Annotated in this window: 23 protein-coding genes; 4 read left to right on the top strand and 19 right to left on the bottom strand. The window is 68.3% G+C overall.

The features are described 5' to 3' along the window. Position 1: 1 nt before the first annotated feature. The 11 genes from ACMGEZ_RS24335 to ACMGEZ_RS24285 form a co-directional block, all read right to left on the bottom strand. Positions 2-1,159 carry an ABC transporter substrate-binding protein gene (locus ACMGEZ_RS24335; RefSeq protein WP_436824857.1) on the bottom strand — a complete coding sequence of 386 codons (1,158 nt, stop codon included), beginning with the start codon at positions 1,157-1,159 and terminating at the stop codon, positions 2-4. Positions 1,160-1,294: 135 nt separating this feature from the next. Beyond that, positions 1,295-2,026: an SDR family oxidoreductase gene (locus ACMGEZ_RS24330; protein ID WP_436824856.1), complete on the bottom strand. Its 732-nt coding sequence runs from the start codon at positions 2,024-2,026 to the stop codon at positions 1,295-1,297. A gap of 19 nt (positions 2,027-2,045) precedes the next feature. Next, positions 2,046-2,858, bottom strand: a complete 813-nt coding sequence (locus tag ACMGEZ_RS24325; protein ID WP_436824855.1) for a cyclase family protein — start codon at positions 2,856-2,858, stop codon at positions 2,046-2,048. Positions 2,859-2,979: 121 nt separating this feature from the next. Then, entirely contained in the window at positions 2,980-4,230 is a 1,251-nt protein-coding gene (locus ACMGEZ_RS24320) for an SDR family NAD(P)-dependent oxidoreductase (RefSeq protein ID WP_436824854.1), read from the bottom strand. An 82-nt stretch (positions 4,231-4,312) separates the two neighbouring features. Continuing rightward, entirely contained in the window at positions 4,313-5,488 is a 1,176-nt protein-coding gene (locus tag ACMGEZ_RS24315; protein ID WP_436824853.1) for a thiolase family protein, read from the bottom strand. Between the two features lies 1 nt (position 5,489). Beyond that, on the bottom strand, positions 5,490-7,112 hold the full coding sequence (locus tag ACMGEZ_RS24310; RefSeq protein ID WP_436824852.1) for an AMP-binding protein: 1,623 nt from the start codon (positions 7,110-7,112) through the stop codon (positions 5,490-5,492). Positions 7,113-7,119: 7 nt separating this feature from the next. Then, positions 7,120-7,605 (bottom strand): aromatic-ring-hydroxylating dioxygenase subunit beta, encoded by a 486-nt coding sequence (locus tag ACMGEZ_RS24305; RefSeq protein WP_436824851.1) that lies wholly within the window; start codon positions 7,603-7,605, stop codon positions 7,120-7,122. Beyond that, positions 7,602-8,918: an aromatic ring-hydroxylating dioxygenase subunit alpha gene (locus ACMGEZ_RS24300; RefSeq protein WP_436824850.1), complete on the bottom strand. Its 1,317-nt coding sequence runs from the start codon at positions 8,916-8,918 to the stop codon at positions 7,602-7,604. Before ACMGEZ_RS24300 ends, ACMGEZ_RS24305 begins: the two co-directional genes overlap by 4 nt. Before the next feature lie 13 nt (positions 8,919-8,931). Then, the gene (locus ACMGEZ_RS24295) at positions 8,932-9,915 is read right to left on the bottom strand and encodes a PDR/VanB family oxidoreductase (RefSeq protein ID WP_436824849.1); all 984 of its coding nucleotides are present in this window, start codon (positions 9,913-9,915) and stop codon (positions 8,932-8,934) included. A gap of 22 nt (positions 9,916-9,937) precedes the next feature. Next, on the bottom strand, positions 9,938-11,431 hold the full coding sequence (locus ACMGEZ_RS24290) for an indolepyruvate oxidoreductase subunit beta family protein (protein WP_436824848.1): 1,494 nt from the start codon (positions 11,429-11,431) through the stop codon (positions 9,938-9,940). 151 nt (positions 11,432-11,582) lie between these two features. Then, positions 11,583-13,766, bottom strand: coding sequence for a thiamine pyrophosphate-dependent enzyme (locus tag ACMGEZ_RS24285; RefSeq protein WP_436824847.1), 2,184 nt, complete (start codon positions 13,764-13,766; stop codon positions 11,583-11,585). A 138-nt stretch (positions 13,767-13,904) separates the two neighbouring features. Here ACMGEZ_RS24285 and ACMGEZ_RS24280 point away from each other — a divergent pair, with 138 nt between their 5' ends. Beyond that, positions 13,905-14,399 (top strand): MarR family winged helix-turn-helix transcriptional regulator, encoded by a 495-nt coding sequence (locus ACMGEZ_RS24280; protein ID WP_436824846.1) that lies wholly within the window; start codon positions 13,905-13,907, stop codon positions 14,397-14,399. A 139-nt stretch (positions 14,400-14,538) separates the two neighbouring features. Here the strand turns inward: ACMGEZ_RS24280 and ACMGEZ_RS24275 are convergent, their stop codons facing one another. The 7 genes from ACMGEZ_RS24275 to ACMGEZ_RS24245 form a co-directional block, all read right to left on the bottom strand. Next, positions 14,539-15,057: a hypothetical protein gene (locus ACMGEZ_RS24275; RefSeq protein WP_436824845.1), complete on the bottom strand. Its 519-nt coding sequence runs from the start codon at positions 15,055-15,057 to the stop codon at positions 14,539-14,541. Positions 15,058-15,219: 162 nt separating this feature from the next. After that, positions 15,220-16,146, bottom strand: a complete 927-nt coding sequence (locus ACMGEZ_RS24270; protein WP_436824844.1) for a pseudouridine-5'-phosphate glycosidase — start codon at positions 16,144-16,146, stop codon at positions 15,220-15,222. 69 nt (positions 16,147-16,215) lie between these two features. Next, positions 16,216-17,091, bottom strand: a complete 876-nt coding sequence (locus ACMGEZ_RS24265; protein WP_436824843.1) for a quinone oxidoreductase family protein — start codon at positions 17,089-17,091, stop codon at positions 16,216-16,218. Further along, entirely contained in the window at positions 17,088-17,891 is an 804-nt protein-coding gene (locus ACMGEZ_RS24260; RefSeq protein ID WP_436824842.1) for an alpha/beta fold hydrolase, read from the bottom strand. Before ACMGEZ_RS24260 ends, ACMGEZ_RS24265 begins: the two co-directional genes overlap by 4 nt. Next, on the bottom strand, positions 17,888-18,892 hold the full coding sequence (locus ACMGEZ_RS24255) for a 3-hydroxybutyryl-CoA dehydrogenase (RefSeq protein ID WP_436824841.1): 1,005 nt from the start codon (positions 18,890-18,892) through the stop codon (positions 17,888-17,890). Before ACMGEZ_RS24255 ends, ACMGEZ_RS24260 begins: the two co-directional genes overlap by 4 nt. After that, positions 18,882-19,955: an NAD/NADP octopine/nopaline dehydrogenase family protein gene (locus ACMGEZ_RS24250; protein ID WP_436824840.1), complete on the bottom strand. Its 1,074-nt coding sequence runs from the start codon at positions 19,953-19,955 to the stop codon at positions 18,882-18,884. Before ACMGEZ_RS24250 ends, ACMGEZ_RS24255 begins: the two co-directional genes overlap by 11 nt. A gap of 91 nt (positions 19,956-20,046) precedes the next feature. Then, on the bottom strand, positions 20,047-20,754 hold the full coding sequence (locus ACMGEZ_RS24245) for a phosphoglycolate phosphatase (RefSeq protein ID WP_436824839.1): 708 nt from the start codon (positions 20,752-20,754) through the stop codon (positions 20,047-20,049). A gap of 499 nt (positions 20,755-21,253) precedes the next feature. Here ACMGEZ_RS24245 and ACMGEZ_RS24240 point away from each other — a divergent pair, with 499 nt between their 5' ends. Beyond that, a complete protein-coding gene (locus ACMGEZ_RS24240; protein ID WP_436824838.1) occupies positions 21,254-22,438 on the top strand; it encodes a hypothetical protein in 1,185 nt (394 codons plus the stop codon). Then, positions 22,410-23,003: a hypothetical protein gene (locus tag ACMGEZ_RS24235; RefSeq protein WP_436824837.1), complete on the top strand. Its 594-nt coding sequence runs from the start codon at positions 22,410-22,412 to the stop codon at positions 23,001-23,003. The genes ACMGEZ_RS24240 and ACMGEZ_RS24235 overlap by 29 nt, the downstream gene beginning before the upstream one ends. Positions 23,004-23,058: 55 nt before the next feature. Here the strand turns inward: ACMGEZ_RS24235 and ACMGEZ_RS24230 are convergent, their stop codons facing one another. Then, positions 23,059-23,742, bottom strand: coding sequence for a LuxR C-terminal-related transcriptional regulator (locus tag ACMGEZ_RS24230; protein ID WP_436824836.1), 684 nt, complete (start codon positions 23,740-23,742; stop codon positions 23,059-23,061). Positions 23,743-23,999: 257 nt separating this feature from the next. Here ACMGEZ_RS24230 and ACMGEZ_RS24225 point away from each other — a divergent pair, with 257 nt between their 5' ends. Further along, the gene (locus ACMGEZ_RS24225; protein WP_436824835.1) at positions 24,000-25,325 is read left to right on the top strand and encodes a DotU family type IV/VI secretion system protein; all 1,326 of its coding nucleotides are present in this window, start codon (positions 24,000-24,002) and stop codon (positions 25,323-25,325) included. Positions 25,326-25,345: the final 20 nt, after the last annotated feature.

Raw genomic sequence — 25,345 nt, 5'->3', positions numbered from 1 at the left:
TTCAGGGCACCAGCTTCCATTGACCTTTTTCAAGCTTGACGACGACGCGCGAACGCTCGTCGGAGCCATAGCGGTCGTTCGGCTTGAAGTTGTAGACGCTGTGCGTGCCCACCAGCTCCTTGGTGCTGACGATCGAGTCGCGCAGTGCCGCCCGGAAGGCCGGCGTTCCCGGTTCGCCCTTGGTGCGCTGTGCGGCATCGAGGAACAGCAGCCACGCGTCGAAGGTGTAGGCGGAGAAGGCATCGGTGGGCGCCGCGCCGTTGGCCTTCTGGTAGGCCGTGCGGAAGTCCATCGAGACCTTGCGGATCGGGTTGGAGTCGGGCAGCTGCTCCGCCACGATCACGGGCCCGGTAGGTGCCAGCAGTCCTTCGACCGCATTGCCGCCCACGCGCACGAAGTCGGGGTTGATCAGCGCATGCATGCCGTAGATCTGGCCCTTGTAGCCGCGCTCCGAAAGCGCGAGGTAGGGCAGCGCGCCCGGCGTGCCCGAGGTGCCGGTGATCACCGCGTCGGGACGCAGCGCCACGATCTTCAGCACCTGGCCGGTGACCGAGGCATCGCCGCGTGCGTAGCGCTCGTTGCTCACCACCTTGATGCCTGCGGCCGGCGCGCTCTTGGTGAGCGCGTCGTAGACCAGGTCGCCCCAGGCGTCGGAGAAGCCGATGTAGCCCACGGTCTTCACGCCGGACTTCTTCATCTGGTCGACCACCGCGTTCAGCATCAGTGGGGCGGGCTGCGGCAGCGTCACCATCCACGCGCCTTCCTCACCCGGCAGGTTGGCATTGGCAATGGAGATCAGCGGCGTCTTCGTCTCGCGTGCGACCGCGGCGATGGCCAGCGCGCCGGGGGAGCCGGCCGTGCCGATGATGACGTCGACCTTGTCCTCGTCGATCATCTTGCGCGCGTTGCGCGCGGCGGTCGACGGATCGGAAGCGTCGTCGAGCTGCACCAGCTGGATCTTGCGGCCGTTCAGCTCCGACTTGTAGGCCAGCGCGGCCTTCATGCCCTTGTCATAGGGAATGCCCAGCGAAGACACCGGCCCCGACAGCGAGGTGATGAAGCCGACCTTGTAGTCGGCGGCCCAGGCACTGGCAGCGCTCAGCGCGCCGATGCCGAGGACGATGCCCGCCAGGGCGCGGAAGGGGCTTGGAACTCTCATGACGATCCTCCGAAGGATGAAGTGGGCCTGAAGATGATTTGTGAAATGTTTAGACCTAAACAATGCTAGCGAGACGACGCTGCAATGACAAGCGAGACAACGAGGGTTCGGGTAAACGCGAGCGCGCAACGCCCGCTACAGGGCCAGGCTACCCACGCTGGTGCCGCCGCATACGTAGAGCACCTGGCCGGTGACGAAGCCGTTGGCCGGGTCGACGAAGAAACGCACGGCCCGTGCGACGTCGGCCGCTTCGCCCAGGCGCTGCACCGGCACTGACGCGGCGAGCTGGCGTTCCTTCTCGCTGCCGGCCTCCACCACGTCGTAGAACATGTCGGTGCGGATCGGGCCCGGCGCCACCACGTTCACGGTGATGCCTTGGGCCGCGAGCTCGAGCGCCCACGTGCGCGCCATGCCCAGCATGCCCGCCTTGGTGGCCGAGTAGCTCGTGCGCGTGGCCAGGCCTACCGCGGCGCGCGAGGACATGAGCACGATGCGGCCGAAGCGTTCTGCCTGCATGGCGGGCAACGCGGCCTGCACCAGCTGGATCGCGCAGCCCAGGTGCAGCTGACCAAGCGCATCGAGATCCTCGAGCCGGACCTCCGGCAACAGCGCCGGCCGGATCACGCCGGCGTTGTGCACCACCGTGCGCACTTCGAAGCGGCGCGCCATCTCCTGCGCGGCCTCCGCCGTGGCGGCGCGGTCCATGAGGTCGACCTCGATGTTGAAGAGCTTCGGATGGTTGATCTCGCAGCGGCGCCGCGCCAGCGACACCACCTCGTAGCCTTGCGCGAGCAGGTCCGCGCAGATCGCCTTGCCGATGCCGGCACTGCCGCCGGTGACGGCGGCGACGGGATGCGTGAGGTTCATCGTGGTCTCCGGTTGTGGTTCAAGCAGCACTGCCCACCAGCGCCAGCACGCGCAGAGGGCTGCCGCTGCCCTTCTCGATCTTCAGCGGCGGGCAGATCAGCACCGCGCCGGTCGGCGGCAGCAGGTCCAGGTTGCTCAGGCATTGCAGGCCATAGCGACCCGCGCCGTGCATGAAGTAGTGGCAGGGATAAGGAGGCCGCAGGTGGTAGCCCTGGCCCGCGTCGGTGCCGATGGCCTCGGAGCCGAAGCCCAGCACGTCGCGCTGCTCGACCAGGAAGCGCACCGCCTCCGTGCTCGGGCCCGGCGTGTGCTGGCCGGTCTCGTCGAAGTTCTGGTAGGCCTCGGGGTCCTGCCGCTTCGACCAGTCGGTGCGCATCAGCACCCAGGCGCCCTTCGGGATGCAGCCGTGCTTCGCCTCGAAGCGCTCGATGTCTTCCACCGTCAACAGGTAGTCGGGATCGGCCTTCGCCTGCTCCGAGCAATCGATCACGCAGGCCGGCGCCACGAAGTGCTGCACGGGAATGGTGTCGACCGAGTTGTTCGGCAGGTCGCGGCCCGAGATCCAGTGAATGGGCGCGTCGAAGTGCGTGCCCGTGTGCTCGCCGCACGAGAAGTTGTTCCAGTACCAGCCGGGTCCGCGCTCGTCGTACTTCGACACTTCCTCGATGCGGAAGGGCCAGCACTGGCCCATCTCGGGCGGCAGCGCGATCTGCGGGAACTCGGGCGTCAGCGTCTGCGTGAGGTCGACCACGCGGATGCGACCCGTGGTCAGGGCGCCGACCAGGCTGCCGAGGATCTCGGCGGTGGACATCAGTTCATCTGTCATCGTCATGTTGTGCTCCGATCTCTTTTCCAGGAACACCGCGGAACCGGCTTTGCCGGGCCGCTGGTGTTGCCCCCGGTGAGGGGGTTGGCGGCCACACGAAGTGGGCAAGCATGGGGGAGAGCTTCATTCATCCTCCGGCTGCGAGCTCGCGCTCCAGCACCTTGGGGTTGTCGCGCCAGCGCTCCAGCCATTCCTGCGCCACCTCGCCCGGGTACACGTCCTCGAGCCCTTCGCGCAGTGCCTTGACGATCGCATTGGCGAGCGCGGTGGGCGTCACCTTCGGCGGCGGCATGTGCTGGTTCCATTCGTCGTCGATCGGCCCGGGAAACACGTTGACCACGCGAATGCCGGCCGGCCGCATTTCGGCGCGCAGGCATTGCGCCAGCGAATAGGCCGCCGCTTTCGAGGCGCTGAAGGTGCCGTGCGGCGGGAAGTTCGCGAGCGCGTAGATCGACAGCAGGTTGACCCAGGCCGTGGCGCTGGTCACGCCATCGGCCGAGCGGCCCTTGAGCGCCGGCCCGAACTCCTGCGCCAGCCGCAGCAGGCCGAAGTAGTTGATGTCCATCTCGGCCTTGGCCACGTCGGTGCCGCGGCGCGCGCCGATGCCGAAGGTGCGGTGCACCTCGGCGTTGTTGATCACGATGTCGACCTTGCCGCCGATCTCGCCGGCCAGTTCGGTGACCGAGCGGCCGTTGGTCAGGTCCAGCGGCACCAGCGTCACCTGCGGCAGCGCCGTGATGTCGTCCAGCCCGCCCAGCTTCTTCCAGGGCTCGGCATGGCCGACCCAGACGATGTCGGCGCCGGCCTTCACGAGGGCACGCACGATGGCCTGGCCCACCGCGGTCTTGCCGTCGGTCACCAGGGCCTTGCGGAATTTCGGGTCGCTGGTCATCTCGCGCAGCATCTTGTCGTCGGCCATATGGGCACTCCCTTCGTTCGGAAATCCAATGAGGACGGCCTGTCCCGCGCGGTCCAGGCGGGCGCCCACGCGCACGCGGGAGGGCGCGTCGCCGACCTCGCCGTGCAGGTGGACCATCAGCGTGGGGCCGGTGTCGAGGTGCACCAGGCCCAGGCGCCAGGGCAGGCGCTCGCGGAAGAACAGGTCGTTGCTGTGATGCAGCGTGGTGGTGCTGATGAGCTCGCCCTCGCCCGTCTGCTCGCGCCAGTGCAGCCGCGGCGAGAGGCACTTGTGGCAGGCCTCGCGCGGCGGGTACTGCACCGTCCCGCAGTCCTTGCAGGTCTGCAGCTCGAAGCGGCCTTCGGCGGCCGCGGCCGTCATGCCCAGCGCGACGCGGCCGCGGGAACCGGGCGGCAGGTTCATCTGCCGTGTGCGCAAGATGGGGTTCTTGCGCTTGGGGCGCATCAGGGGCATGGTCATCGCGCCTCCGCCGGGCCGCCCCAAGGCAGGCGCGCGGCCCCCTCGGGGGGCAGTGCAGCCGCGAAGCGGCAAACGTGGGGGCTCATGATGCCGGTCTCCCGAGGATCACGGCGCCGGTGCACAGGCATCGGTCGTAGGTGACCATGCCGAAGCCCGCGACCAGGCCCAGCCTGGCGTCCGGCACGGTGCGCGGGCCGGCCGCATCGGTGAGCTGGCGGATCGCCTCGACCATGCCGAGAAAGCCACCGGCCGCGCCGGCCTGGCCAGCCGAGAGCTGCCCGCCGCTGGTGTTGTTGGGAAAGCTGCCGTCGAAGGTCATGGTGTTCGCGCGCACGAAGTCGGGGCCCTCGCCCTTCTCGCAGAAGCCCAGGTCCTCGAACTGCATCATCACGATCACCGGATAGTCGTCGTAGGTCTGGACGAAGTCCAGGTCGGAGGGCTTCACGCCGGCCTGGGCGTAGAGGTCGTCGCGGTCCTTGCGCCAGCCGCCCTGCACCATCACCGGGTCTTCGGCATAGGCGTTGTGGCGCTCGATGGCGCCGCGGATCACGGCGTGCGGCAGGCCCAGGTGGCGGGCGCGCGCCTCGCTCATCACGAGGAAGGCGTCGGCACCCGCGCAGGGCATCACGCAGTCGAACAGGTGGATCGGGTCGGAGATGGGCCGCGCATCCATGTATTCCTCGAGCGTGAGCGGCTTCTTGAACACGGCGTTGGGGTTGCCCAGCGCATTGGTGCGCTGGTCCACCGCGATGCGGCCGAAGTCCTCGCGCTTCGCGCCGTAGGTGCGCATGTAGTTGGCGGTGATCATCGCGAAGATGGAGTTCGGACCGCCCGAGCCGTAGGGGTAGCTCGCGTCGCGCGCGAAGTTGCTGAAGCTGCCCAGCGTCAGGCGGAAGGAGTCGACGTGGTTGGTGTCGGCGCCCACGCAGGCGACGATGTCGGCATCGCCCGCCTGCACCGCACGCGCGGCACGGCGCAGGCACATCACGCCGGAGGCGCCGCCGGTGGGCATGTGGTCCAGCCAGCGCGGAGACAGGCCCAGGTGCTGCGTCACGCCGACGGCCGTGTCGGGCGCGAGCGAGAAGCTGCTGAGGCTCAGGCCGTCGATGTCTTCCTTGGCCACGCCGCTGGCCTTGACCAACGCCTCGAGCGCCTGGCCGATGAACCAGTGCGCGCTGCGTGTCGAGTAGCGCACGTAAGGCACGGTCACCGGCACCGCCACCGCGACGCCTTCATAGGACAGCCGGTTGCGCGCCATCTCAGGCCTGCCTCTTCTTCATCGCACGCGTGTCGATGCAATGCGGCTGCCCGGGCAAGGCCTGGGCCAGTTCGCGCAGTTGGCCGCGCTGGATCTTCTGCGAGGCGGTGAGCGGCAATGCATCGACGAATGCGACATAGCCCGGCGCCTTGTAGTAGGCGAGCTGCGCCAGCGCATGCTCGACGATGCTGCCGGCGATGCGGCCGCGCTCCGAGGCGTCGACCTCATCGCGCAGCACGACGCAGGCCAGCACCTCGTCGCCGCGCACCGGGTCAGGCGTGGCGGCGACCGCGGAAGTCTTCACCGCCGGGTGCTGGTTCAGCACGCTCTCGACCTCCACCGCCGAGATGTTCTCGCCGCTGCGGCGGATCACGTTCTTCTTGCGATCGACGAAGAAGAAGTTGCCCTCGGCATCGCGCCGCACCAGGTCGCCGGTATGGAACCAGCCGCCGGCCCAGGCCTCGCGCGTGGCTTCCTCGTCCTTCAGGTAACCGGAGAAGAAATAGCGCCGCGGGTCTTCGCCGGCCGAGCGCACCAGCAGCTCGCCGGGCGTGTCGGCGGGCACGTCGCGGCCTTCGTCGTCCACCAGCCGGACCTCGACGTAGTCCTGCTGCCGGCCGAAGCAGCTCGTGCCGACTTGTCGCGGCTCCCGGTTGGCCATGATGCAGGCGCCGGCACCGGTCTCTGTCATGGCCCAGGCCTCGACCAGCAGAAAGCCGAAGCGGGCCTCGAAAGGCGCGTGGTTCTTGCGGTCCACGCCGGCGCCGAAACCCCAGCGGATCGCATGGTCCTTGTCGGCCGCCGAATCGGGCGCGGCCAGCAGCATCGCCGGCATCACGCCCAGGTAGTGGACGATGGTGGCGCGGCTCTCGCGCGCGCTCGCGAGCCAGGTCTTCGGATGAAAGCGGTCGAGTTGAACCAGGCAGCCGCCCGCCACGAGCACCACCATGGTCGAGAAGGCCATCGCGTTCATGTGGTTGAGCGGCAGCGGCGTGATCACGCGCTCGGCATCGGGCCGGATGGCGCACACGCCGTCGAGCGCCGCGTACCACTCGCCCGCGCGCAGGAAGTAGGCGTTGCTCAGGATGCAGCCCTTGGGCCGCCCGGTGGTGCCGGAGGTATAGAGCAGCGCGCATTCGGTGTCGAGCCCGATCGCTTCGTGAGGACGCGGCGGCGCCTTGCCTGCGGGCGGGATCACGTCGTCCGGCCCGATCGTCTCGAAGGCGATGCCAGCCTGTGCCGCGGCGGCACGCAGGTCGGCCGCGCGCTCGGGCAGGGTCACGGCCAGCCCGATCTCGCTGTGGCCGATCAGGTAGACCAGCTCGGCCGAACGCATCTCGGCATTGATCGGCACCACGCTCGCGCCCAGTGCGTTGAGAGCGAACCAGTGCAGCAGGAACGCCGGCCGGTTCTCCAGCAGCAGGCCGACGCGATGGCCGTGGCCCCAGCCGGCCGCCGAGTAGGCCCGGCGCAGGCGTTCGACTTCCACGGCAGCCTCGCCCCAGCGAAGGGCGCCGGGCGCGATGCCGTAGGCCGCGGCGGTCACCGACTCGGTGAACAGGAACTCCGCATCCGGCGTGCGCGCCGCGGTGGCTGCAAAGCATTGGTGGACCGTGGTGTGCATCGCGTCCCTAGATGAAGAGCTGCACTGCAGGCAGCGCCGCGTCGCAGTTGAGCAGGTTCACGCGCTTGAGCGTCATGCGCAGCTGGCCGTCCACCTGCGTCAGGTGGTGGAAGAAGGTGCCCACATAGAACTGCAGTTCGTCGCCCTGCGATTCGGTGTAGTGGAACTCGGTGCGCACCGCGAAGGCATTGCCCTCCTCGTCGAACACCTCGACGGTCGGCGTCTGCAGCAGGTGGTGGCAGCGGCTCGGCGGCTGCTGCGAGAAGGCGCGCGGGCTCTTCAGGCGCTCGATGCGCAGGTCGCGCAGGAGCTTGTCCTCATAGAGGTGCGAGCAGTGGTTGAGGCCGTCTTCCTGGTCCGGTGTCGCCGGCACCCAGTAGTAGGCATCGTCGGTGAAGAGTGCGTTCCATTCCTCGTAGCGCTTGGCATCGAGCAGGCGGCACTCGTGCACGACGAAGTCGATCAGGTCCTGGCGTGTGAGGCTGCTGCTCATCGCATGGTCTCCGTCATGTAGCGGGCCCAGCTGCGGTATTGATTGCGCATCGGCAGCTCGTTGGTGCCGCCGGTGGTGATCTCGCCGCCCTTGAGCTCTTCGGGATCGTAGTTGCGGTGCAGGCTGACCCACTCGTTGCCGGTCGCGTGCAGGCCGGCCTGCATGCCGCGATAGGCCTGCAGGTCGTCGTGGCCGACGACCGAGAAGGGCGAGTTGATGAGCCGGTTGTACATCGCGGTGCGCTGCAGCAGCTCGGGCGGCGCGCCCTTCAGTCGGAAGGTCCAGCTCTCGATCAGCGTCTTGTCCGCGGCAATGGGCTTGACCACGCGGATCGCCTGGATGGCGCCCTTGATCGTGAGGTTGGGGTAGTACACGGTGTTGTGGCGCGTCATGCCGAGGATCTGCGCGGTGCGCTCCTCGCCGTACTTCGCCTTCATCGCATCGTCGTATGCGGGGATCGCCTTGTACTTGCTGTGGATGCTGAAGTGCACGCCGGTGAAGCTGTGGCCGTTGTCGTAGGTCCGGATGCCCATGTCCTCGAAGAACTTGTAGTCCGACATGAAGGGCACGAACTGCTCGATGGCCATGGGCTTGGGCTCGTCGTCCGGCTTGTCGGCCCACATGCGCTTGGCGGTGCCGGCCGATGACTCGTGCGCCACCATCGGGTGCATGGTGTCGTTGAGGTTCTCGACGAACATCTTCCAGTTGCACTGGTGCATGAAGCGCAGGCAGCCGCCGGCGATCTCCAGCTCGCCTTCGGGCGAGCGGTCGGCCATGTTGTCGATGGAGCTCAGCGAGTCGCCGAAGTATTCCTCGAAGTCCGGGCCGGCATCGTTGATCTTCACGAAGATGAAGCCGCGGTGGCTGCGCACGTTGCGGATGGTGGTGAGTCCCTTGGCCGACTCGCATTCGTGCAGCTGCGTGCCCTCGTAGCCGTTCTTCAGCGGGATCGCGAGCAGCGAGCCGTCGGTCTTGAAGGTCCAGGCGTGATAGGGGCAGCGGAAGAACTTGCCGGTGTTGCCGCAGGGGGCGCTCACCAGGCGCGAGCCCTTGTGGGCGCAGCGGTTCATCATGGCGCGCAGCGTGCCATCGGTATGGCGCACCACCATGAGCGGGCGGCCGCCGATTTCGTTGCTGATGTAGTCGCCGGGCCTGGGCAGCTGGCTTTCATGGCCGACGTAGTTCCAGGTGTTGGCGAAGAAGTGCTCCTGCTCCAGCTCGAACAGCTCCTGGCTGATGTAGAGGTCGCGGTGCACCCGGTCGTTCTGCACCAGGGCGTGCACCGCCTCTGGCTTGCCTCGGTAGGAAGTCATCCTTTGCTCTCCTTCAGATGTCCAGCACCAGCCGCGGTCCCTTGGCGCGCGAGATGCAGATCTGCATGACATTGCCCTCGGCCTTCTCGCGCGCGCTGAGCACATAGTCGCGGTGGTCGATCTCGCCTTCCAGCACCGGCGTCGCGCACACGCCGCATTCGCCGCGCTTGCAGTCGTACAACGGGTCGCAGCCATGCTCGATCAGGCAGTCGAGGATGCTCTGATCCGCGGGCACCGTAAAGCGCTGACCCGATTGCGCGAGCTCCACCTCGATGGGCTGGTCGCCCGCCTCGACCACCGGCGTGGTGAAAAGCTCGAAGTGCACGCGGTCGTGTTCCCAGCCGCGCGCCTGGGTGCGGGCCAGCACGGCATCGAGCATGACCTTGGGGCCGCAGACGTAGAGCCGGTCCCCGGCGGGCACGTCGTCGAGCACCGCATCGATGTCGAGCGGCCCGCCGGCCTCGACGTCGGCATGCACGCGCAGGTCGTCGCCCAGCAACGCCTGCAGCTCGGGCAGGAAGGCCATCAGCTCGCGGCTGCGGCCGGCATAGTGCAGGCGCACGGCCGCGCCTTCGGCGCGTCGGCGCGCGGCCATGCTGGCCAGTGGGGTGATGCCGATGCCGCCTGCGATCAGCACCGTGCCGCCGGGGCCGGTGTGCAGCGGGAAGTCGTTCTTCGGCGGCTCGATGGTGAGCAGGTCTCCCTGCTTCAGCCGCTCGTGCATGAAGCGCGAGCCGCCGCGGCCTTCGTCCTCCAGGCGCACGGCGATCACGTAGCGGGTGGGCGCGTTGGTCGCATTCCGTTCGGTCGCGAAGTTGATCAGCGAGTAGTGGCGCCAGTCCTTCGCGCCATCGGGCAGCTCGACCTGCACGCGGACATGGGCACCGGCGCTGTAGCCCGGCAGTGCACGGTTGTCGTCGGCGCACAGCACGAACATGCGGATCAGCGGGTTCAGCTCGCAGACTTCGGCGACGCGCAGTTGAAGTGTGGGGGTCATGCGTGTCTCTCTTGTTCTCTTCTCAGGCCAGCGTGTGCCGCGACAGTGCCGCATGCAATTGGCGGCCCTGTTCATCGGCCAGCGCCGCCTCGCGCAGCTCGCGCAGCGTGGCCGGCGCCATGCGGGTGCCCGCCCGCTGGAAGGCGGCCATCAGCGTGTCGTAGTTGCGCAGGCCGCGTTCATGCGTGTCGCTGTAGCCCTTGACCAGGCGCTGGCACTGGGCAAGCTCGATCGCCAGCTCGGGGTGCCGCACGGCGGTGCCGGCGATGCGCTGCAGCCATTCCTCGATGCGGCGGTTCTCCTCGGCATAGCGGGTGGTGCTGCGGCGCCAGCGTTTCGCGGCGGCGACGGCGCAGAGCATCAGGTAGCCGCCGAGCGAGCTGGTGCGGATCACGCGGCCCTTGCGGGTCATGCGCTCCACCAGGCGGCGCGGCCAGCCCGAGCCCACCAGCCAGCGGCCGAGACCGCCGGGCAGGGTCTCGCAGATCTCCTGCAGGCGCGGATGCATGTATTCGTTGATCGCGAGCAGTTGCCCTTCCTTCACGCCGGCCTCGCCGCGCACGCGATCGAAGCGCGAGGCGCGCGTCTTCAGCGCGGCGACGCGGGCCGTGTCCTCGTAGGACATCCAGAGGGCCAGGTGGCGTGCGGTCTCGCGCTGCAGGCGGTGGTCCTCGCCCGCGGGCAGCGCGGCGATCGCGGCCAGGCGGTCGAGGTAGAGGCCGGCGTAGTCGGTGTCCTGGTAGTCGATCAGGCGCCGCACGCCCTCGAACAGCACGGGATGCAGCGCCGGTGCGAAGTCGCGCTGAACCCGTTCGACCAGGGCACGCACAGCGGGGTGGCGTGGCTGCGGCGCGGCAGCGGAGGCGGGCACCGGCTTCTCGTCCTCGTGCGTGCCTTGCGCCCGTGCGAAGCCAGCGTCGAAGGCCTTCAGGCTGGGCTTGACGCCCACGCCGCCGCGCTCGATGGTGGCCTCGAACTGGGCGCGGCTGAAAGGCAGCACGCCGGAGCCGGCCAGGGCGCCGAAGAGCACGGCGCTGATGACGCTGCCCGCGGCCTCGGCCGTCTGCGCCATGTCGAAGCGGATGAAGCGCTTGGCCGCCCGGTCGGCGTGCACCAGCAGCGCTGCGCTGTCGACCCGGCCGTCGCCCAACGCGCTCTTCTCGGCAATGGAGTACACGCGATGGGTGGAGGCGATCAGCGTGCTGCGGTCCTTCGTGACCAGCCCGCGCTGCACGGCGCGCCCGGCTTCCATCAGCTCCGAGGCCAGCACCACGTCCACGTCGCCCGGCAGGGGCATCAGCGCCAGTACCGGCCGGCCGCCATCGGCCTGGGCCTGAGCTTCGGGGTAGATCTCGACGTAGTAGATGGTCGCGCCGGTGCGCTGGGCTACGCCCGGCACCGAGGTGGTCTGCGCGATGTAGCCGTTGGCCTCGCCCATGTCGACGATCCAGTCGGCCAGCACGCCGCCGCCCTCGCCGCCCATTGCGAGGATGGCGATCTTGATCGGTTGCGTCATGGCTCGCCCCCAGGTTGGCTCACTTCGTGTAGCCGCCCACCCCCTACCGGGGGCGACACCAGCGGCCCGGCAAAGCCGGTTCCGCGGTGTCCCTGGATTTGGAACGCTGCGAATGCTTTCGGCGCTGTGTTGTTGCGTCGCATAAATTCATTCAGAACGCATAAGCCGCGCGGCGCTTGGCCTCGCCGCGCTGCAGCCATCCGATCACGCCCGCGCGCACGCGCTCGCGGAAGCGGTCCCAGCCGGTCGGGTTGCTGACGATCTGCGCCTTGTAGAAGGAGGGGCAGAGCACGGCGGCATGCGAGACATCGCCGCAGTTGCCGCAGCCCACGCAGCTGTCGAGCACGGTGGCGACCGGGTCCGTGCGCAGCGGATCGGGATTCGCCTTGATCGAGAGCGAGGGGCAGCCGGAGAGGCGGATGCAGGAATGGTCTCCGGTGCAGGTGTCCTCGTCGACGCCGAATTTGTCGCGCACCACGCGCTTGCCTTCGGCGATGGCCTTGCGCACCAGCGGCTTCTCGCGGCGCTGCTTGTTGAGCATGCACTCGGACTGCGCGATCAGGACCTTGGGGCCCTTCTGCTTTGTCGTGAGCGCTTCCTTGATCACGTCGCGCATGCCGGCGACGTCGTAGGTGCGGCGCATCGTGCGCACCCATTTCACGCCCACGCCGCGCACCGCGCGCTCGATCGCGTGGCCGGTGCTGCGCGTCGGGTTCTGCGCCTTCGACGAGAGGATGTCCTGCCCGCCGGTGGCCGAGGTGTAGTTGTTGTCGACCACGATGGTCAGGTTGTCGCTCTGGTTGAAGACGGCGTTGGCCACGCCGCTGGTCAGGCCGTTGTGCCAGAAGCCACCGTCGCCCATCATCGAGATCGCGCGCTTGCCCGCCGGCGCATTGAGCGCAGCCGCGCCGGCGCCGCCCAGGCCGTAGCCCATGGTGGTGTTGCCGATGTTGAAGGGCGGCAGGATGGAGAACAGGTGGCAGCCGATGTCGGCGCTCACGTGGTGCGGGCCGAGCTCGCGCTCCACCAGCTTCATCGCGCTGAAGATCGGGCGCTCGGGGCAGCCGGTGCAGAAGCCCGGCGGACGGGCGTGCACGCTGTCGCCCAGCGGCAGGGCCGGCTCGGGCGCATTGTCGACGCCGATCTCGGCCACTTCCTTGAGCGGGATCACCTTGCGCACCGGCGCCGGGATCGGCAAGGGCTGCAGCCGGCCGTAGCGCTCGCCGAAGGCGCGCGCGCCCTTGAGCAGCTCGGCCGCCGTGTACTCGCCGGCCACCGGCAGCATGTCCTTGCCGTGCAGCGCGGTGGTGGAGCCGGCCTGGCGCAGGATGGTGGCGAGGTTCTGCTCGACGAAGTTGGGCTGGCCCTCTTCCACCACCAGCACCGCGCGCTTGCCTTCGCAGAAGCGCAGCACCTCGTTGTCGACCAGCGGGTAGGCCACGTTCATCACGTAGAGCGGCACCTGCGAGTTGCCATAGACGTCGGCCAGGCCGAGCCGTTCGAGCGCGCGCAGCAGGGTGTTGTAGCTGCCGCCCTGGACGATGATGCCGATGTCGTCGGCGTCTTCCGAGAAGAACTCGTTGAGCTTGTGCTCCTCGATGAAGCGCAGTGCGGCGGGCCAGCGCTCCTTCACCTTTTCCTGCTCGTGCACGAAGCTGGCGGGGGGCAGCACGATGCGGCTGACGTCGCGCTGCGGGTTCTCCAGCGCGTCCTTCAGCGTGAATGTGGGCCGGCGGTTGGCGCCGGCCACGAACTGCCCATGCACGTGGCAGGCGCGGATGCGCAGCTGCAGCATCACCGGCGTGTGGGTGGCTTCGGACAGCTCGAAGCCCTTCTTCACCGCCTCGACGATGGAGGGCAGGTTGGGGCGCGGATCGAGCAGCCAGATCTGCGACTTCATCGCGAATGCATGGCTGCGCTCCTGCATGATCGAGGAGCCTTCGCCGTAGTCCTCGCCCACGATGATCAGGGCGCCGCCGGTCACGCCGCCCGAGGCCAGGTTGGCCAGCGCGTCTGAGGCCACGTTGGTGCCCACCGTCGCCTTGAAGGTGACGGCGCCGCGCAGCGGATAGTTGACCGAGGCGGCCAGCGTGGCGGCGGCCGTGGCTTCGCTCGCGCTGTTCTCGAAGCGGATGCCCTGCTCGGCCAGGATGTCCTGCGCGTCGGCCAACACGTCCATCAGGTGCGAGATCGGCGCGCCCTGATAGCCGGCCACATAGGAAACACCCGATTCGAGCAGCGCCTTGGTGACTGCCAGAATGCCTTCACCCCGGAACACCTCGCCCTCGGCGAGCCGGAGCTTCTTGACTTCCTCGACGAACGATCGTTCAGCCATGGTTTGCTTCTTTCCCGTATCGGCATGGGTGCCGCTTCATCGCACGGCCTCTATAATGTTTACAAGTGAATGTATCCACAATCATGAATAACCCTAGACACGCAAGCTGCGTGCCCGCTTTCGCAGAGGGAACGCTTCATGGCCACTGCCGCTTCTAAGAAGGCCTTGCGCTTCGTCGACGACTACCTGCCGGCGTTGCTGGCGCAGGCCAGCCAGCTGATTTCGTCAGAGTTCCACGTGGTGGCGCGCCAGCACGGCTTTTCGGTGTCGGAGTGGCGGGTGATGGCGTCGCTGGCAGGCGGCGAGCCGATCAGCATCGGCCAGCTGGCGCAGATCACGGTGACCAAGCAGCCGACGGTCACGCGCCTGCTGGATCGCATGGAGTCCAAGGGCCAGGTCGAGCGCCTGCCCCACGACAGTGATCGGCGCGTCACGCTGGTGCGCATCACGCGCAAGGGCGCCAAGACGGTGGAGCGCCTGATGGAACTGGCGCTCGAGCACGAGCGCCGGGTGCTCGAGCCCTTCGGCCTGCTGCGGGCCGAGGAGTTGAAGACCACGCTGCGGCAGATGATCGAGCTGCACGCCGGTGCGGCGGGAGAGGCGGATGAGGCGGAAGAGGACTCGCAGGCGTAGCGGATTTGCCGCGCGCGACTGCGACTGGAAGCCACATCCTGAATCCGTCGCGTCCAGCGGCAACACCGCCGCCGCCAGACCCCTTTAGATTGGGGGGCGGATCCCGCGAACGTGCGCAACTGCGCCTGCAGTCATCCCGTCAAGTCGATTCGTCATCTGAGTCCCACTGGGCCAGATCTTCGACTGGTCGCGGCAGGCGACCTTCGAGCGCTTCTGCTATCCACGCCGGGTCGATGTGGTTGCAAGTTGGTTCAATGACCCATGAAAGGAAGTCCTTTGGACCGCCGTTCATACAAGGAGGGGGCGAAACCGGCTTGAAAACCGTGGGTAGCTGCTCTTCAAGGGATATGTAGTTCAGAACGAAGCCAAGTTCCTGAACCACCTGCCAAGCCAGTGAGTGGTCGAGATCGATGTTCAGTTTCACCCACCAATAGGCGTCCGGAGTTGAATCCGATGAAAGGACCTCGACGCCTGGCACTCGTGACAAGAAGGCGACCAGTTTGGGCAGCCCCGCCGCTATCGCCTCGCGCTTCACTGCCTCGATGGGTGGCGTGACCGACTCCAGCTTCTTGATGACGTGTGCGTGCAGGCTTCCCCCTGCATCAGACGCTTCACGCTCAAGTGCTTTGTGAAGCTTGCTTGGAAGTTCGAGATCCATTTTTGGTCTTGTCGATGAGTTTGTCGTAGGGCGACAACCTTAGTCAGATTGGAGCCCGCAGAAGCAGGTTGGCGAGAAAGAGAGAGAAATTGAAGCCTGATAAATAAAAGCATTGGTCTCCAGCACGAAGACGAATGTCAGGAGTCCTGGCGGGCAAGGCGCTTATGCGCACGCCAACGCCAGGGCCAGCCTCGCGCCCACCTCGGCGTTGTGCTTCACCAGCGCGATGTTGGTCGCCAGGCTGCGCCCGCCCGTCAGCGCCTTGATGCGGGCCAGCAGGAAAGGCGTGACGGCCTTGCCCGCGATGTCCTGCGCTGCCGCCTCGGCCAAGGCCTGCTCGGTGATCGCATCGATCTCCTCGCGCGGCAGTGCCGCGGCTTGGGGCACCGGCGTGCTCAGCACCACGCCGCCCGCGAGGCCCAGGGCCCACTTGGTGCGGATGAAGCGGGCCTGCGCCTGCGCATCGTCCAGCCGGTAGTCCGCGCGAAATCCGCTGTCGCGCGTGTAGAAGGCGGCGAAGTTGTCCTGCCCGCAGCTGAGCACCGGCACGCCGTGCGTCTCCAGGTATTCCAGCGTGAGTCCGATGTCCAGGATCGACTTGGCGCCGGCGCACACCACCGCCACCGAAGTCCGCGCCAGCTCCTGCAGGTCGGCCGAGATGTCGAAGCTCTGCGGCGCACCGCGGTGCACGCCGCCGATGCCGCCGGTGACGAAGACCTCGATGCCGGCCAGCGCCGCGCAGATCATGGTGCCTGCCACTGTGGTGGCACCGAGCTCGCCACTTGCGAGCACGGCCGGCAGGTCGCGCCGGCTGACCTTGTGCGCCTGGCCGGAGCGGCCGAGCAGTTCCAGTTCATCGTCCGAGAGGCCGATGCGGATGCGCCCGCCTATGAGTGCGACGGTCGCGGGCTCGGCGCCCAGTCCGCGGATCACGGCCTCCACCTCGCGCGCGGTGCTCACGTTCTCCGGATAGGGCATGCCGTGCGCGATGATGGTCGACTCAAGAGCCACCAGCGGCCGGCCTGCAGCGCGCGCGGCGGCCACGGGCGGGCTCAGCGCGAGCCAGGACTGGGCAAGCTGGGTGTCCATGTCGATGCTTTCTCGAGACGGGTCGATGCGGTGTGCAAGGATCTCAGATCCCGTCGCCGCGCACCAGCCTCAGGGCACCAGGACCGCCCTGCCCCGATGTCCGCGCTGCGCGATCCATTCGAGCGCCGCCGCGGCTTCGCCAAGCGCGAAGCGCTGGACCCGGAGCGTCAGCCTCCCGTCGGCCAGCCGCGCCAGCAGTTGGGGCACCGCGGCGCGGCCCGCCGCTTCGCGCCGGAACATGTTGAGCGGCAGCAGCGCCACGTCGCGCTGCAGGAAATGGGCGATGTTCAAGGGCAGCATGTTGCCGGCCGTGTAGCCGACCAGCACGGCGCGGCCGCCGGGCGTGACGCAGGGCAGCGCGGCTTCCAGCACCGGGCCGCCGACGGTATCGACCAGGAGGTCGATGCGCTGTTGCTGCCGCGCGGCTTCCTCGGCGCCCGTGAGCACGGCGGCACCAGCCTCGCGTGCCAGCTGCACCGTCATCGATCCCACAGCACCGGTCGCGCCGGTCACCAGAACGCGCTCGCCCCGCTGCAGCTTCGCAATCTCGTGCAATGCGACCCAGGCCGATGTGCACGGCGAGAAGAAGGCCGCGCCGAGTGCCACGTCGAGGCCTTCGGGCAACAGGCCCAACGCCTCGTCAGGCGCATCGATCAGCTCGCACCAGGTGCCGTTCTCATTCGTGCCCAGGCCGCTGCCGCGCAGCCACACGCGCTGGCCCGCAGGGTAGCTCCCGCTCGCGACCACCGTCCCTGCGGCCTCGACGCCGGGGATGTAGGGCAGCGGCGGATGCTTGAGAAAGGCGCCGCTCCAGACCGTCCGGTCGATATGGCCCACAGTGGCTGCGGCCATGCGCACGATCGTGCGGCCGGCACGCGGCTGCGGATCGGCCAGCTGCTCCAGCACCGGCGCCGCGCCGAAGGCTGGAACACGTACCGCCCTCACGGCAGCGCTTCAAGAAAGCCCACCACGGCGTTCGCGAAAGCCTCCGGCATCTGGTCGGGCAGCGGCACCATGCCGCCGTCGATGTCGACGATGCGCGCCTGGGGGATGTGCGCCTTCAGCTCATGCGCATGCGGCGCGGCGAAGGGATCGTCGGTCGCGCGGACGATCAGCGTCGGCTGCCGCACCTTCGCGATGCGCTCTTCCATCCGGTAGGCGGCCACGGCGCGGTGTCCCTCTTCCATCCGGCCGCTCACCTTGAGCGCGTCCAGCACGAAAGCCTCCAGCAGCTCGGGCCGTCCTGCCGGATAGAAGCCCTGGCGCTTCTGCCACAAGGCCGCGAGATGACTGCCGTCGTCGCTCATCGCCACCGCGTCGATGGGCGGGCGCTCGGCCCGCGCGCGGCGGAAGGCGACATCCGTGTATGGCGTCGACGACAGCACCAGCCCGTGCACGCGCCTTCCGAAGGTGCTCGCCAGTTCGACCGCGATCACACCGCCCGTGTGGTGGCCCACCACATGCGCGCGGGCGATGCCCAGCGCATCGAGCAGTTCGATCGCCACGCGCGCCCACTGCTCGATGCTGGCGGGCACGGCGCCATCGTCGGAATCGCCGAAGCCCGCGGTGTCCATCGCCACGGCTCGGAAGCGCCGGCCGATCAGCGGAAGGACGTGCCGGTATTCGGCCCAGCTGCGCGGCGACTGGTGAAGCAGCAGCACCGTCTCGCCGCGCGGATCGCCGCAGCTCGCGTAGTGGACCTGCCCGACGGACAGATCGGCGAAGGCGCGGCGGATGCTTGTCATGACTGCGTCCGCTCGGCCGGCGGCCGCCAGAGCCCGGCGTGCTTCAGCATGCCGAGGGTGCGCGCCAGCACATCGCGCCGGTAGGCAGCCAGGTCGCGGTCCGCGTAGTCGTAGAAGCCGCTGCCGCTCTTCAGGCCGAGGCGGCCCTCGTCCATCATGCGCTCGAGGATGGCCGGCGCGGCGTAGCGCGCGGGATCGATCGAGCCCGACATCTCCCGGCTCGCATGGTGCAGGATGTCGGCGCCGCCGAAGTCGATGAACTCCACCACGCCGAGCGCTGCAAAGCGAAGGCCGAGGCCGTAGCGCGTGGCCTTGTCGATCTCCTCGGCCGTGGCGGCGCCCTCCTCGACCATGCGGGCGGCCTCGTTCATCACGAGCGCCTGCAAGCGCGGGACGATATAGCCGGGGGTCGGGCCGCAGACCACGGGCAGCTTGCCGATCGATTCCATCAACGCCTTCGTGCGTGCCAGCACTGCGGGGTCGGTACCGGGGTGGCAGCTGAGCTCCACCACCGGGATCACGTAGGCCGGGTTGAGCCAATGCATGTTGAGGAAGCGCTCCGGCCTCCTCACCAGCGCGGCGATCTGGGTGACCAGGATGCTGCTGGTGGTGGAGGTGAGGATGGCGTCATCGCGGCAATGGCGGTTGAGCTGCTCGAAGGCCTCGCGCTTGGCATCCAGCGTTTCCGGCACGCCCTCGAAAATCAACTCGGCGCCTGCCAGCGCATGCGGCGCTTCGCCGGCGGGAACGAGCTCGACGCGCTCCGCGATCGCCAGCACCTGGGCCGTATCGATCACCCCCAGCTGCGCCAGCCCTGCGAGGCTGGCTTCGATTTCCGCCCGCACCTCGGCGCGCAGCTTCTGCCAGGCCTCTTCGGTGCGCACGCGCAGGTCGACGAGCGAGATACGGTGGCCCGCATACGCGAAGGCGATCGCGATTCCACGGCCCATGCGGCCCGCGCCGACGGCAGCGAAGCGCGGCGCTGCGGCCTCATTCGCCATCGTGCAGCCTTTTCTTCAGCTCGGCCTGGGTCAGCCCGGCCAGGCCCAGCGCCTCGAAGGTGCGCGGCCCCTTGCGCAAGTCGCGGCCCAGGAAGCCGCCGACGATGGCCAGCAGGCCATGCGCGATGGGCGCATCGACGCCCGCATGCCGCGCCGCCGAAGCCAGGAAGGCCAGGCCCAGCTCCGTGTCCTCGGTGATGTAGCGGTGGGCGTAGAGGTCGATGTTCTCGCGCCAGTCGCCCGACTTCACCAGCTGCTTGTGGGCGTCGCCGTACATCCACCGGTCGTTGTTGTAGTGGTCGGCCAGTGGATAGTGCGGCGCGCCCTGGCCGAAGGCCTCGCGCACTGCGATGCGCTCCTGGTCCAGCCGGTCGGTCACGTCGCGCACCGCGCGCTGCGTGCCCTCGTTGTGGATGTCCCAGCGCTCGAAGTGCTGCAAGGGCGCGGCATTCATCACCATCAACGGCGGATGGATGATCGGGCCCGCATTCATCAGCGCGCCCGAGAGCGCGTCGCCGCAGCCGTGCACGCTCGGATAGGCCTGGCGGATCACCTCCAGCGCCTCGCCTTCCTTGCGCGCCGGATACACGCCGGTCGGCAGGCGGATCGCGCGGATCGTGACGTTGACCTCGCGCTCGCCATGCTTGCGCGCGAGATAGGGCAGCGTGCCGGTCTCGGCCCAGGCCACGTCGGCGCGGTTGCCCGCCTGCTTCACGAGGCGCGCCATCACGAAACTGCCGAAGGTGCCGGGGGGCAGGAACACCACCTGGCCGTCGACGAGGTACGGTGCCATGGCGCGGGCGATGTCCTCCTGTGCGATGGCGGGCGTGGGAATCACGATGAGCGAGGCGCCGAGCAAGGCCTCGCCGATCTCGGCCGTGGCCAGCGCGATGGGCACGTCGCGTGCGCCGTGCGCATCCTTCAAGCGGATGGAGCCGGCCTGACGCACGGCTGCCAGTGCGTCGGCATCACGCCGCCACAGGCGCACCGAATGGCCGGCTTCGGACAGGTCTGCAGCGGCGGCATAGCAGCCATGGCCGCCGCCCAGGATCGCGATGTTCATAGAGCAAAAAGTGTTGTGGGCCACGGGCCGCCGGCATCCAGAGCGGCGGGCTCATAGGTACATTACTTTTCATCAATTCGACTGTCAACTATCATCTACCCCAAGTCAGCAGGCCGTCGAGCTCGGCCAGGGAATCGACAAAGCCGTCGGCATCGACCTCCCGCACCGGCTGGCCGTGGTTGTAGCCATAGCTCACAAGCACCACGGGACATCCGGCTGCGCGCGCGGCCTTCGCGTCGTTGCTCGAATCGCCGACCATGAGTGTGCGCGCCGGCGCGCTGCCCAGGGCCTCGCAGGTTTTCAGTAGTGGCAGCGGATCAGGCTTCTTGCGCTCGAAGGCCTCGCCGCCGAACAGATGCTCGAAGTAGCCGTCCAGGCCCTTGGCCGCCAGCAGTGGGCGCGCGAAGGCGATGGGCTTGTTGGTGAGGCAGGCCAGCCGCAGGCCGCGGGCGCGCAACGCGGCCAGGCCTTCGACAACGCCGGCGTAGATGGGCGCATGCTGGCCGTTGATGGCGAGGTAGTGGTGCACATAGCGAGGCCAGGCCGCATCGAAGAGCGGGGCATCGGCTTCGCGATCGTCGCGCACCTGGCGCAGCACGGAGCGGATCAGGTGCTCGGAGCCCTTGCCGATCATCTGTCCGATGGCCTCGGCGGTGATCGACGGCAGGGCGAGCTCCTCGAGCATGCGATTGAGCGCCACGACGAAATCGCCGAGCGTGTCGATCATCGTGCCATCGAGATCGACGATGGCTGCCTCGAGGCGCGAACGGCGCAGGGCCGCAAGATCGGGGGAATGCAAATAGATCTCCAAAATGGTGATTACTTCTGCCTGTGCAGTCATGCGGAACAAGAGGGCTGTCAAACTGTTCTCGATCCAGAGTCCTTCAGAGAGCCATCACAACCTGATGAATTGTCGCGTCGGGTAAGCCTCGCCGAGGTTGCAGCCCTAACCTGCCAGCCGCGATCGAGACAAGGGCTCTCCTCCACTGGCCCAGCGGCTTTCAGCGGCGAACGGAGTGGCTTCATTCTGATTGTGGTTCCATGTCACTGTCCACGATGATCGGGGCGCCGCATTCCCCCTCGCATTCCGCCTCGCATTTGCCAGTGCGCGGATTCGGCGCCCCCACCCTCCTGCACCGCGGCCCTCCTCACAGCGCTTCATCGCTGCGCTTCCCTTTCGCAATCACACGGGCGGGACGCACTGGTCTGGGTCGTGTTCTGCATGGCGGCGCTGCTGAACCGGGGAACTCGAAGCGCAGCTGGCGATTTCCGCACTGCCGCTCGTCGACGTAGTCACCGTGCTCAAGGGGACCGGCGAGGGACCTCCGAACGCCGATGCCATCGTGCAGGTTCGCGCACCCGGTGCCCGGACGGGGATCGCTGCCCAGGCGCACCCGCACGAGGACGGCTTCGAGCTGCGCTATCAGCTGCATGGCGAGATGAGGCTTGCCGATTCGAGCCCGCTGCGTGGCGGCGACCTGACACAGATGACGATCGCACTCGGCCGGAAGCTAGCCCGCGAGCTCGCCGACGAGGAGCCGGCACGCGTCTCCACCGATACCTTCACGAATGAGGCATTCACGCGCGCCATGCGCGCATCCAGGGAACAGCGCTACCAACTGGCGCAGGACTACCTGCAGGTGTGTGCCGCTTCTCAGCCGCTTCCGCTCGAGATGGAGATCGAGCACGTCGAGAGCCTGGCCGCGATCGAACACCCCGAAACCGCGTCGAAGGCCCAACGCCTGCTGGCGAGCGCGGCCGCGTCGGCCGACGTGACGACACAGGCGCGAGTGCTGCGCGCACTCGCCGCGTACCACCGCGCGCGCGAAAACAACGAGCTCGCCCGAGCGCTCATCCACCAGGCGCTGACGCTGCTTGAAACGAACGGCGACCACGCGCTGAAGGCGGCGGTGCTGCTGGAGCGCAGCGAATCGGCGATCGCGGACCGCGAGTTCGAGCTCGCGCAAAGCATCGGCCGGCGCGTTCTCGCCGCAGCGCAGGAAGGAAACCATGACAGGCTGACTGCGCAATGCCTGCGGCAGGAAGGCGTTATCGCGCACCTGCGCGGCCAGGCACAGCCAGCGCTCGATACCTTGCGTCGCTCGGCGCAGCTCAGCCGCACCCCGTACACCCAGCACGCAGACCTGGCGCGCACCCTCCACCAGATCGCGATCGTCCATCGCGATGCCGGGCGCATGCGCGATGCGGCCCTGGCCATCGTCGAAGCGGTGGCCTGCGCAAAGCTGGCCGGCGCGCCGGGAAGCCACGCGCTCACGCTCGCGTTTCAGCTCATGGTGCACAGCTACGCGGGAGACCAGGCTGTCGCGAACGCGGCGCAGGCCACGCTGGCATCCGCGTCGATGCAGCAGCCCCGCGCCGGCCGGTTTTCTGTCACAGCTGGCGGAAGCCTGGCTGTACTGGCGCAACGGGCGGATCGGCGACGCGCTGCAACGCATGGAGCAGGTGCGCAAGCTCGGGCGTGAGGCGCGGCACTTCTGGCTCAGCTTTGCAATTTCCATGAACACGGGCATGGCCATCGCCGGCGGGCGCTACGACCTGGCGCGCGACCTGATTGCCGAAATCGAGGCCACTCGGCGCTTCTTCGATGGCACTTGCCTGTACGGTAGCGCAGTCTTCTTCAAAGCCGCGCTGGCCCACGCCCGCGGCGACCGGCAACGGGCCTGGCGCATGCTCCGCGAAACCATGGCGGTCTCTTCGGTCGGCATCGTCCGCTCCAACGCCTGCCTGGCGGCCGCCTGGCTCGCCTGCGAGGATCGCGCGCTCCACGAAGTCCAGGGCTGGCTCGAACAGGTGCCCGCGTGGACCGCGGAGCATCCGAACGGCATCATGGCCCTGGCGCGCTACCGCTTCGAGCAGGGGGACTGGGCCGCGGCCGCGGAGCATCAGGCGCGCTATGTGGAACGCTGGCCGGTCGATGAAGTCACCTTGGACCAACGACGCCTTCTGCACGACTATCGCGAGGCGATGCGGACGGGACGAGCCTTCGCGATCCCGCGCCTGCCGCACCTGCTGACCTTGCGCTTCTGAGACTATGCCCGCCCGCAATGGCAGCAGCGGCGGCGGCCGTGAAGAGAGGCGAGGCTCAGGCTTCAGCCGTCAGCGTCTGCGCCGCGACGACTGCCTCCGTGCGGTTGCGCACGTTGAGCGCACGGAAAATTGCCGCCAGATGGATCTTCACCGTGCCCTCGCTGATGCCGAGCGCGCGCCCGATCAGCTTGTTGGGCTTGCCTTGCGACAGCAGCTGCAGCACTTCCACCTGGCGATCGGTGAGCACGGTGCGCAGGTGCTCGAGGGTCTGGGCGGCAGCGGCGGACGAGGCACGCTGCGCGGTCTCGCCGGCGCTGGGTGGCACGCCGGCCACCACGCCCGGCGGCACCGCCGACAACAGCATCGGCGGCACATAGACGCCGCCGGCCAGCACCAACCGCACGGCCGACAGCATGACCTCAGGCGAGTAGGCCTTGGGAATGAAGCCGAGCACGCCGCGCTCCAGCGCCGACCGCATGATGGCCGGGTCTTCGTAGCCCGAGAGCACGATGACCGGCACGGCCGGGTGGCGGCGCCGGATCTCGTCCACGTGGGCCTGGCCCTCGGCACCGGGCATGTTGAGATCGATCACGGCCAGGTCGATGTCGTCGGAGGCGCCGGCGAGCAGTTCGTCGACGCTCATCGCCAGAACGAACTCGATGCCCGGCTCGATCTCCGACAACTTGGCCTTGACCGCCTCGATGACGAGCCTGTGGTCGTCGGCGATCAGGATTTTCATGGCAGGGGCCCCAATAGATTAAGCGTGATGCACGCAGTCAATTCAACGAGTAGAACGAAAGATAACGGTGAACGCCAAGCCCTGCAAGCTTGCCGGCTCCACGAACGACATAGTCCCCAAGCGGTATGGCCGCTGCCCAGGGGCGTTGAAAGAATCGATCCAAGATCCACCGCTTCACCAGGGACATAGGCATGTGCCATCGAGACAGGCGCAAACCCAAGCCTCCCGTCGCCACGGAAGAATAGCGCGAGCGCTTCATGGCTCGGCTGTTCGACTGCTTCAGCACGCTCTTCTCGTTCGGCCTCGAGCTCGACGCGGCCATCGTGGCCGGCCGTGCCGCGCTCTCACCCGAAGCCGCGCAACGGCGCGCGCTCCAGCTGCTCGACGAGGCCCGTGCCGCGGCCCGCGAGCGGGGCAGCCCGCAGGCGCACGTCGAATCAGCCTCTTTCGCGGTGGTCGCCTGGCTCGACGAGGTGATCGCGCGCCATCCGACATGGACCGCCGGCGCGACGTCGCTGCAGGTGCGGCTCTTCAACTCCAACAACGCGCACAGCGAGTTCTTCCATCACTTGTCCGCACTGCAGCCGGATGATGGCGAAGTGCGCGAGATCTACTGGCATGCGCTGGTGCACGGCTTCAAGGGCCAGTACTACTTCGAGAGCGACGACGGCGGCGAGCTCGGCAAGCTCAAGGAGCTGCACGGGCGGCAGTTGCCCGTGCGCCCGCTGGCGCTCGACGCGCTGGCCGAGGACCGCATCACGCCGCAACCCTACGGCGTGCCCGATCCGCCTGGCCCGCGCGTGCCGGAGCGGCGCGAGCGCGCGCTGCTGCGCGCCGCGGGTGCGTTGGCGCTGCTCGTTCCGCTGGCCTACCTGCTGTGGGCCATGCTGGGCGGCGCACGCGAGCCGGCGCCCACGCTGGCCCAGCGCGTCGAGCAACGGCTGCAGGCCTTTGCCTGCGCCGACCTCGCGGTGGCAACCGGCGGCGACGGCACGGCGCGGGTGAGCGGCTTCGTCCCCACGGCGGAGGACATGGCGCGCGTGGAGCGCGAGGTGCGCGCCATGCCCGGGATGGGAGCTGCGAGCTTCGCGCTCCGGCTGCGCGTCTGGCCCCATTGCGAGGTGGTGGCCATCCTCAAGCCCTACCAGGCACGCAACAAGGAGAAGCGGCATCGGCTGAAGGTCGCCGCGCTCACCGCGCAGGAGGGGCGCGTGCGCGAGGGCGACACGGTGGTGGTGCGCGTCACCAACGCGGACCACGAGGGCTACCTGCGGGTCGACTACTTCACGGCCGACGGCGCCGTCATGCACCTGCACGCCAATCGCGGCCCGCAGCCCCTGCGCGCCGGCGAAGTCCTCGAGCTGGGCCGCGACATTCCCTCGAGCTGGCTGGTGAGCCCTCCCTTCGGGACGGTGCTGATCACCGCCTTGTCGTCGACCACGCCGCTGGCCGATCCGGCAGGCACGCCGCCTTTCGAGCTGGCCTCGGCTTACCTGCAGCGCCTGCGCGAAGCGCTGGCTTCCAGCGAGGCCGCGGGCCGGCCGGTCGCCGACTTCGTGTTCCTCGAAACCGTTTCGCGCTGAGATCGCGGCACCCGGCCCTC

This window comes from Variovorax stachyos (genome assembly GCF_051400855.1).
Lineage (GTDB): Bacteria > Pseudomonadota > Gammaproteobacteria > Burkholderiales > Burkholderiaceae_C > Variovorax.
The sequence above is the reverse complement of the archived record's forward strand: the minus strand, read 5'-3'. Positions and strand labels throughout refer to the sequence as shown.

Coding starts and splice junctions, on each gene's coding strand:
- ACMGEZ_RS24295 (WP_436824849.1), bottom strand. CDS start 9,915: ATGACCCCCACACTTCAACTGCGCGTCGCCGAAGTCTGCGAGCTGAAC.
- ACMGEZ_RS24285 (WP_436824847.1), bottom strand. CDS start 13,766: ATGGCTGAACGATCGTTCGTCGAGGAAGTCAAGAAGCTCCGGCTCGCC.
- ACMGEZ_RS24325 (WP_436824855.1), bottom strand. CDS start 2,858: ATGACGATGACAGATGAACTGATGTCCACCGCCGAGATCCTCGGCAGC.
- ACMGEZ_RS24280 (WP_436824846.1), top strand. CDS start 13,905: ATGGCCACTGCCGCTTCTAAGAAGGCCTTGCGCTTCGTCGACGACTAC.
- ACMGEZ_RS24315 (WP_436824853.1), bottom strand. CDS start 5,488: ATGGCGCGCAACCGGCTGTCCTATGAAGGCGTCGCGGTGGCGGTGCCG.
- ACMGEZ_RS24275 (WP_436824845.1), bottom strand. CDS start 15,057: ATGGATCTCGAACTTCCAAGCAAGCTTCACAAAGCACTTGAGCGTGAA.
- ACMGEZ_RS24290 (WP_436824848.1), bottom strand. CDS start 11,431: ATGACGCAACCGATCAAGATCGCCATCCTCGCAATGGGCGGCGAGGGC.
- ACMGEZ_RS24260 (WP_436824842.1), bottom strand. CDS start 17,891: ATGACAAGCATCCGCCGCGCCTTCGCCGATCTGTCCGTCGGGCAGGTC.
- ACMGEZ_RS24330 (WP_436824856.1), bottom strand. CDS start 2,026: ATGAACCTCACGCATCCCGTCGCCGCCGTCACCGGCGGCAGTGCCGGC.
- ACMGEZ_RS24310 (WP_436824852.1), bottom strand. CDS start 7,112: ATGCACACCACGGTCCACCAATGCTTTGCAGCCACCGCGGCGCGCACG.
- ACMGEZ_RS24320 (WP_436824854.1), bottom strand. CDS start 4,230: ATGACCATGCCCCTGATGCGCCCCAAGCGCAAGAACCCCATCTTGCGC.
- ACMGEZ_RS24250 (WP_436824840.1), bottom strand. CDS start 19,955: ATGAACATCGCGATCCTGGGCGGCGGCCATGGCTGCTATGCCGCCGCT.
- ACMGEZ_RS24225 (WP_436824835.1), top strand. CDS start 24,000: ATGGCTCGGCTGTTCGACTGCTTCAGCACGCTCTTCTCGTTCGGCCTC.
- ACMGEZ_RS24235 (WP_436824837.1), top strand. CDS start 22,410: ATGGAGCAGGTGCGCAAGCTCGGGCGTGAGGCGCGGCACTTCTGGCTC.
- ACMGEZ_RS24255 (WP_436824841.1), bottom strand. CDS start 18,892: ATGGCGAATGAGGCCGCAGCGCCGCGCTTCGCTGCCGTCGGCGCGGGC.
- ACMGEZ_RS24270 (WP_436824844.1), bottom strand. CDS start 16,146: ATGGACACCCAGCTTGCCCAGTCCTGGCTCGCGCTGAGCCCGCCCGTG.
- ACMGEZ_RS24335 (WP_436824857.1), bottom strand. CDS start 1,159: ATGAGAGTTCCAAGCCCCTTCCGCGCCCTGGCGGGCATCGTCCTCGGC.
- ACMGEZ_RS24230 (WP_436824836.1), bottom strand. CDS start 23,742: ATGAAAATCCTGATCGCCGACGACCACAGGCTCGTCATCGAGGCGGTC.
- ACMGEZ_RS24305 (WP_436824851.1), bottom strand. CDS start 7,605: ATGAGCAGCAGCCTCACACGCCAGGACCTGATCGACTTCGTCGTGCAC.
- ACMGEZ_RS24300 (WP_436824850.1), bottom strand. CDS start 8,918: ATGACTTCCTACCGAGGCAAGCCAGAGGCGGTGCACGCCCTGGTGCAG.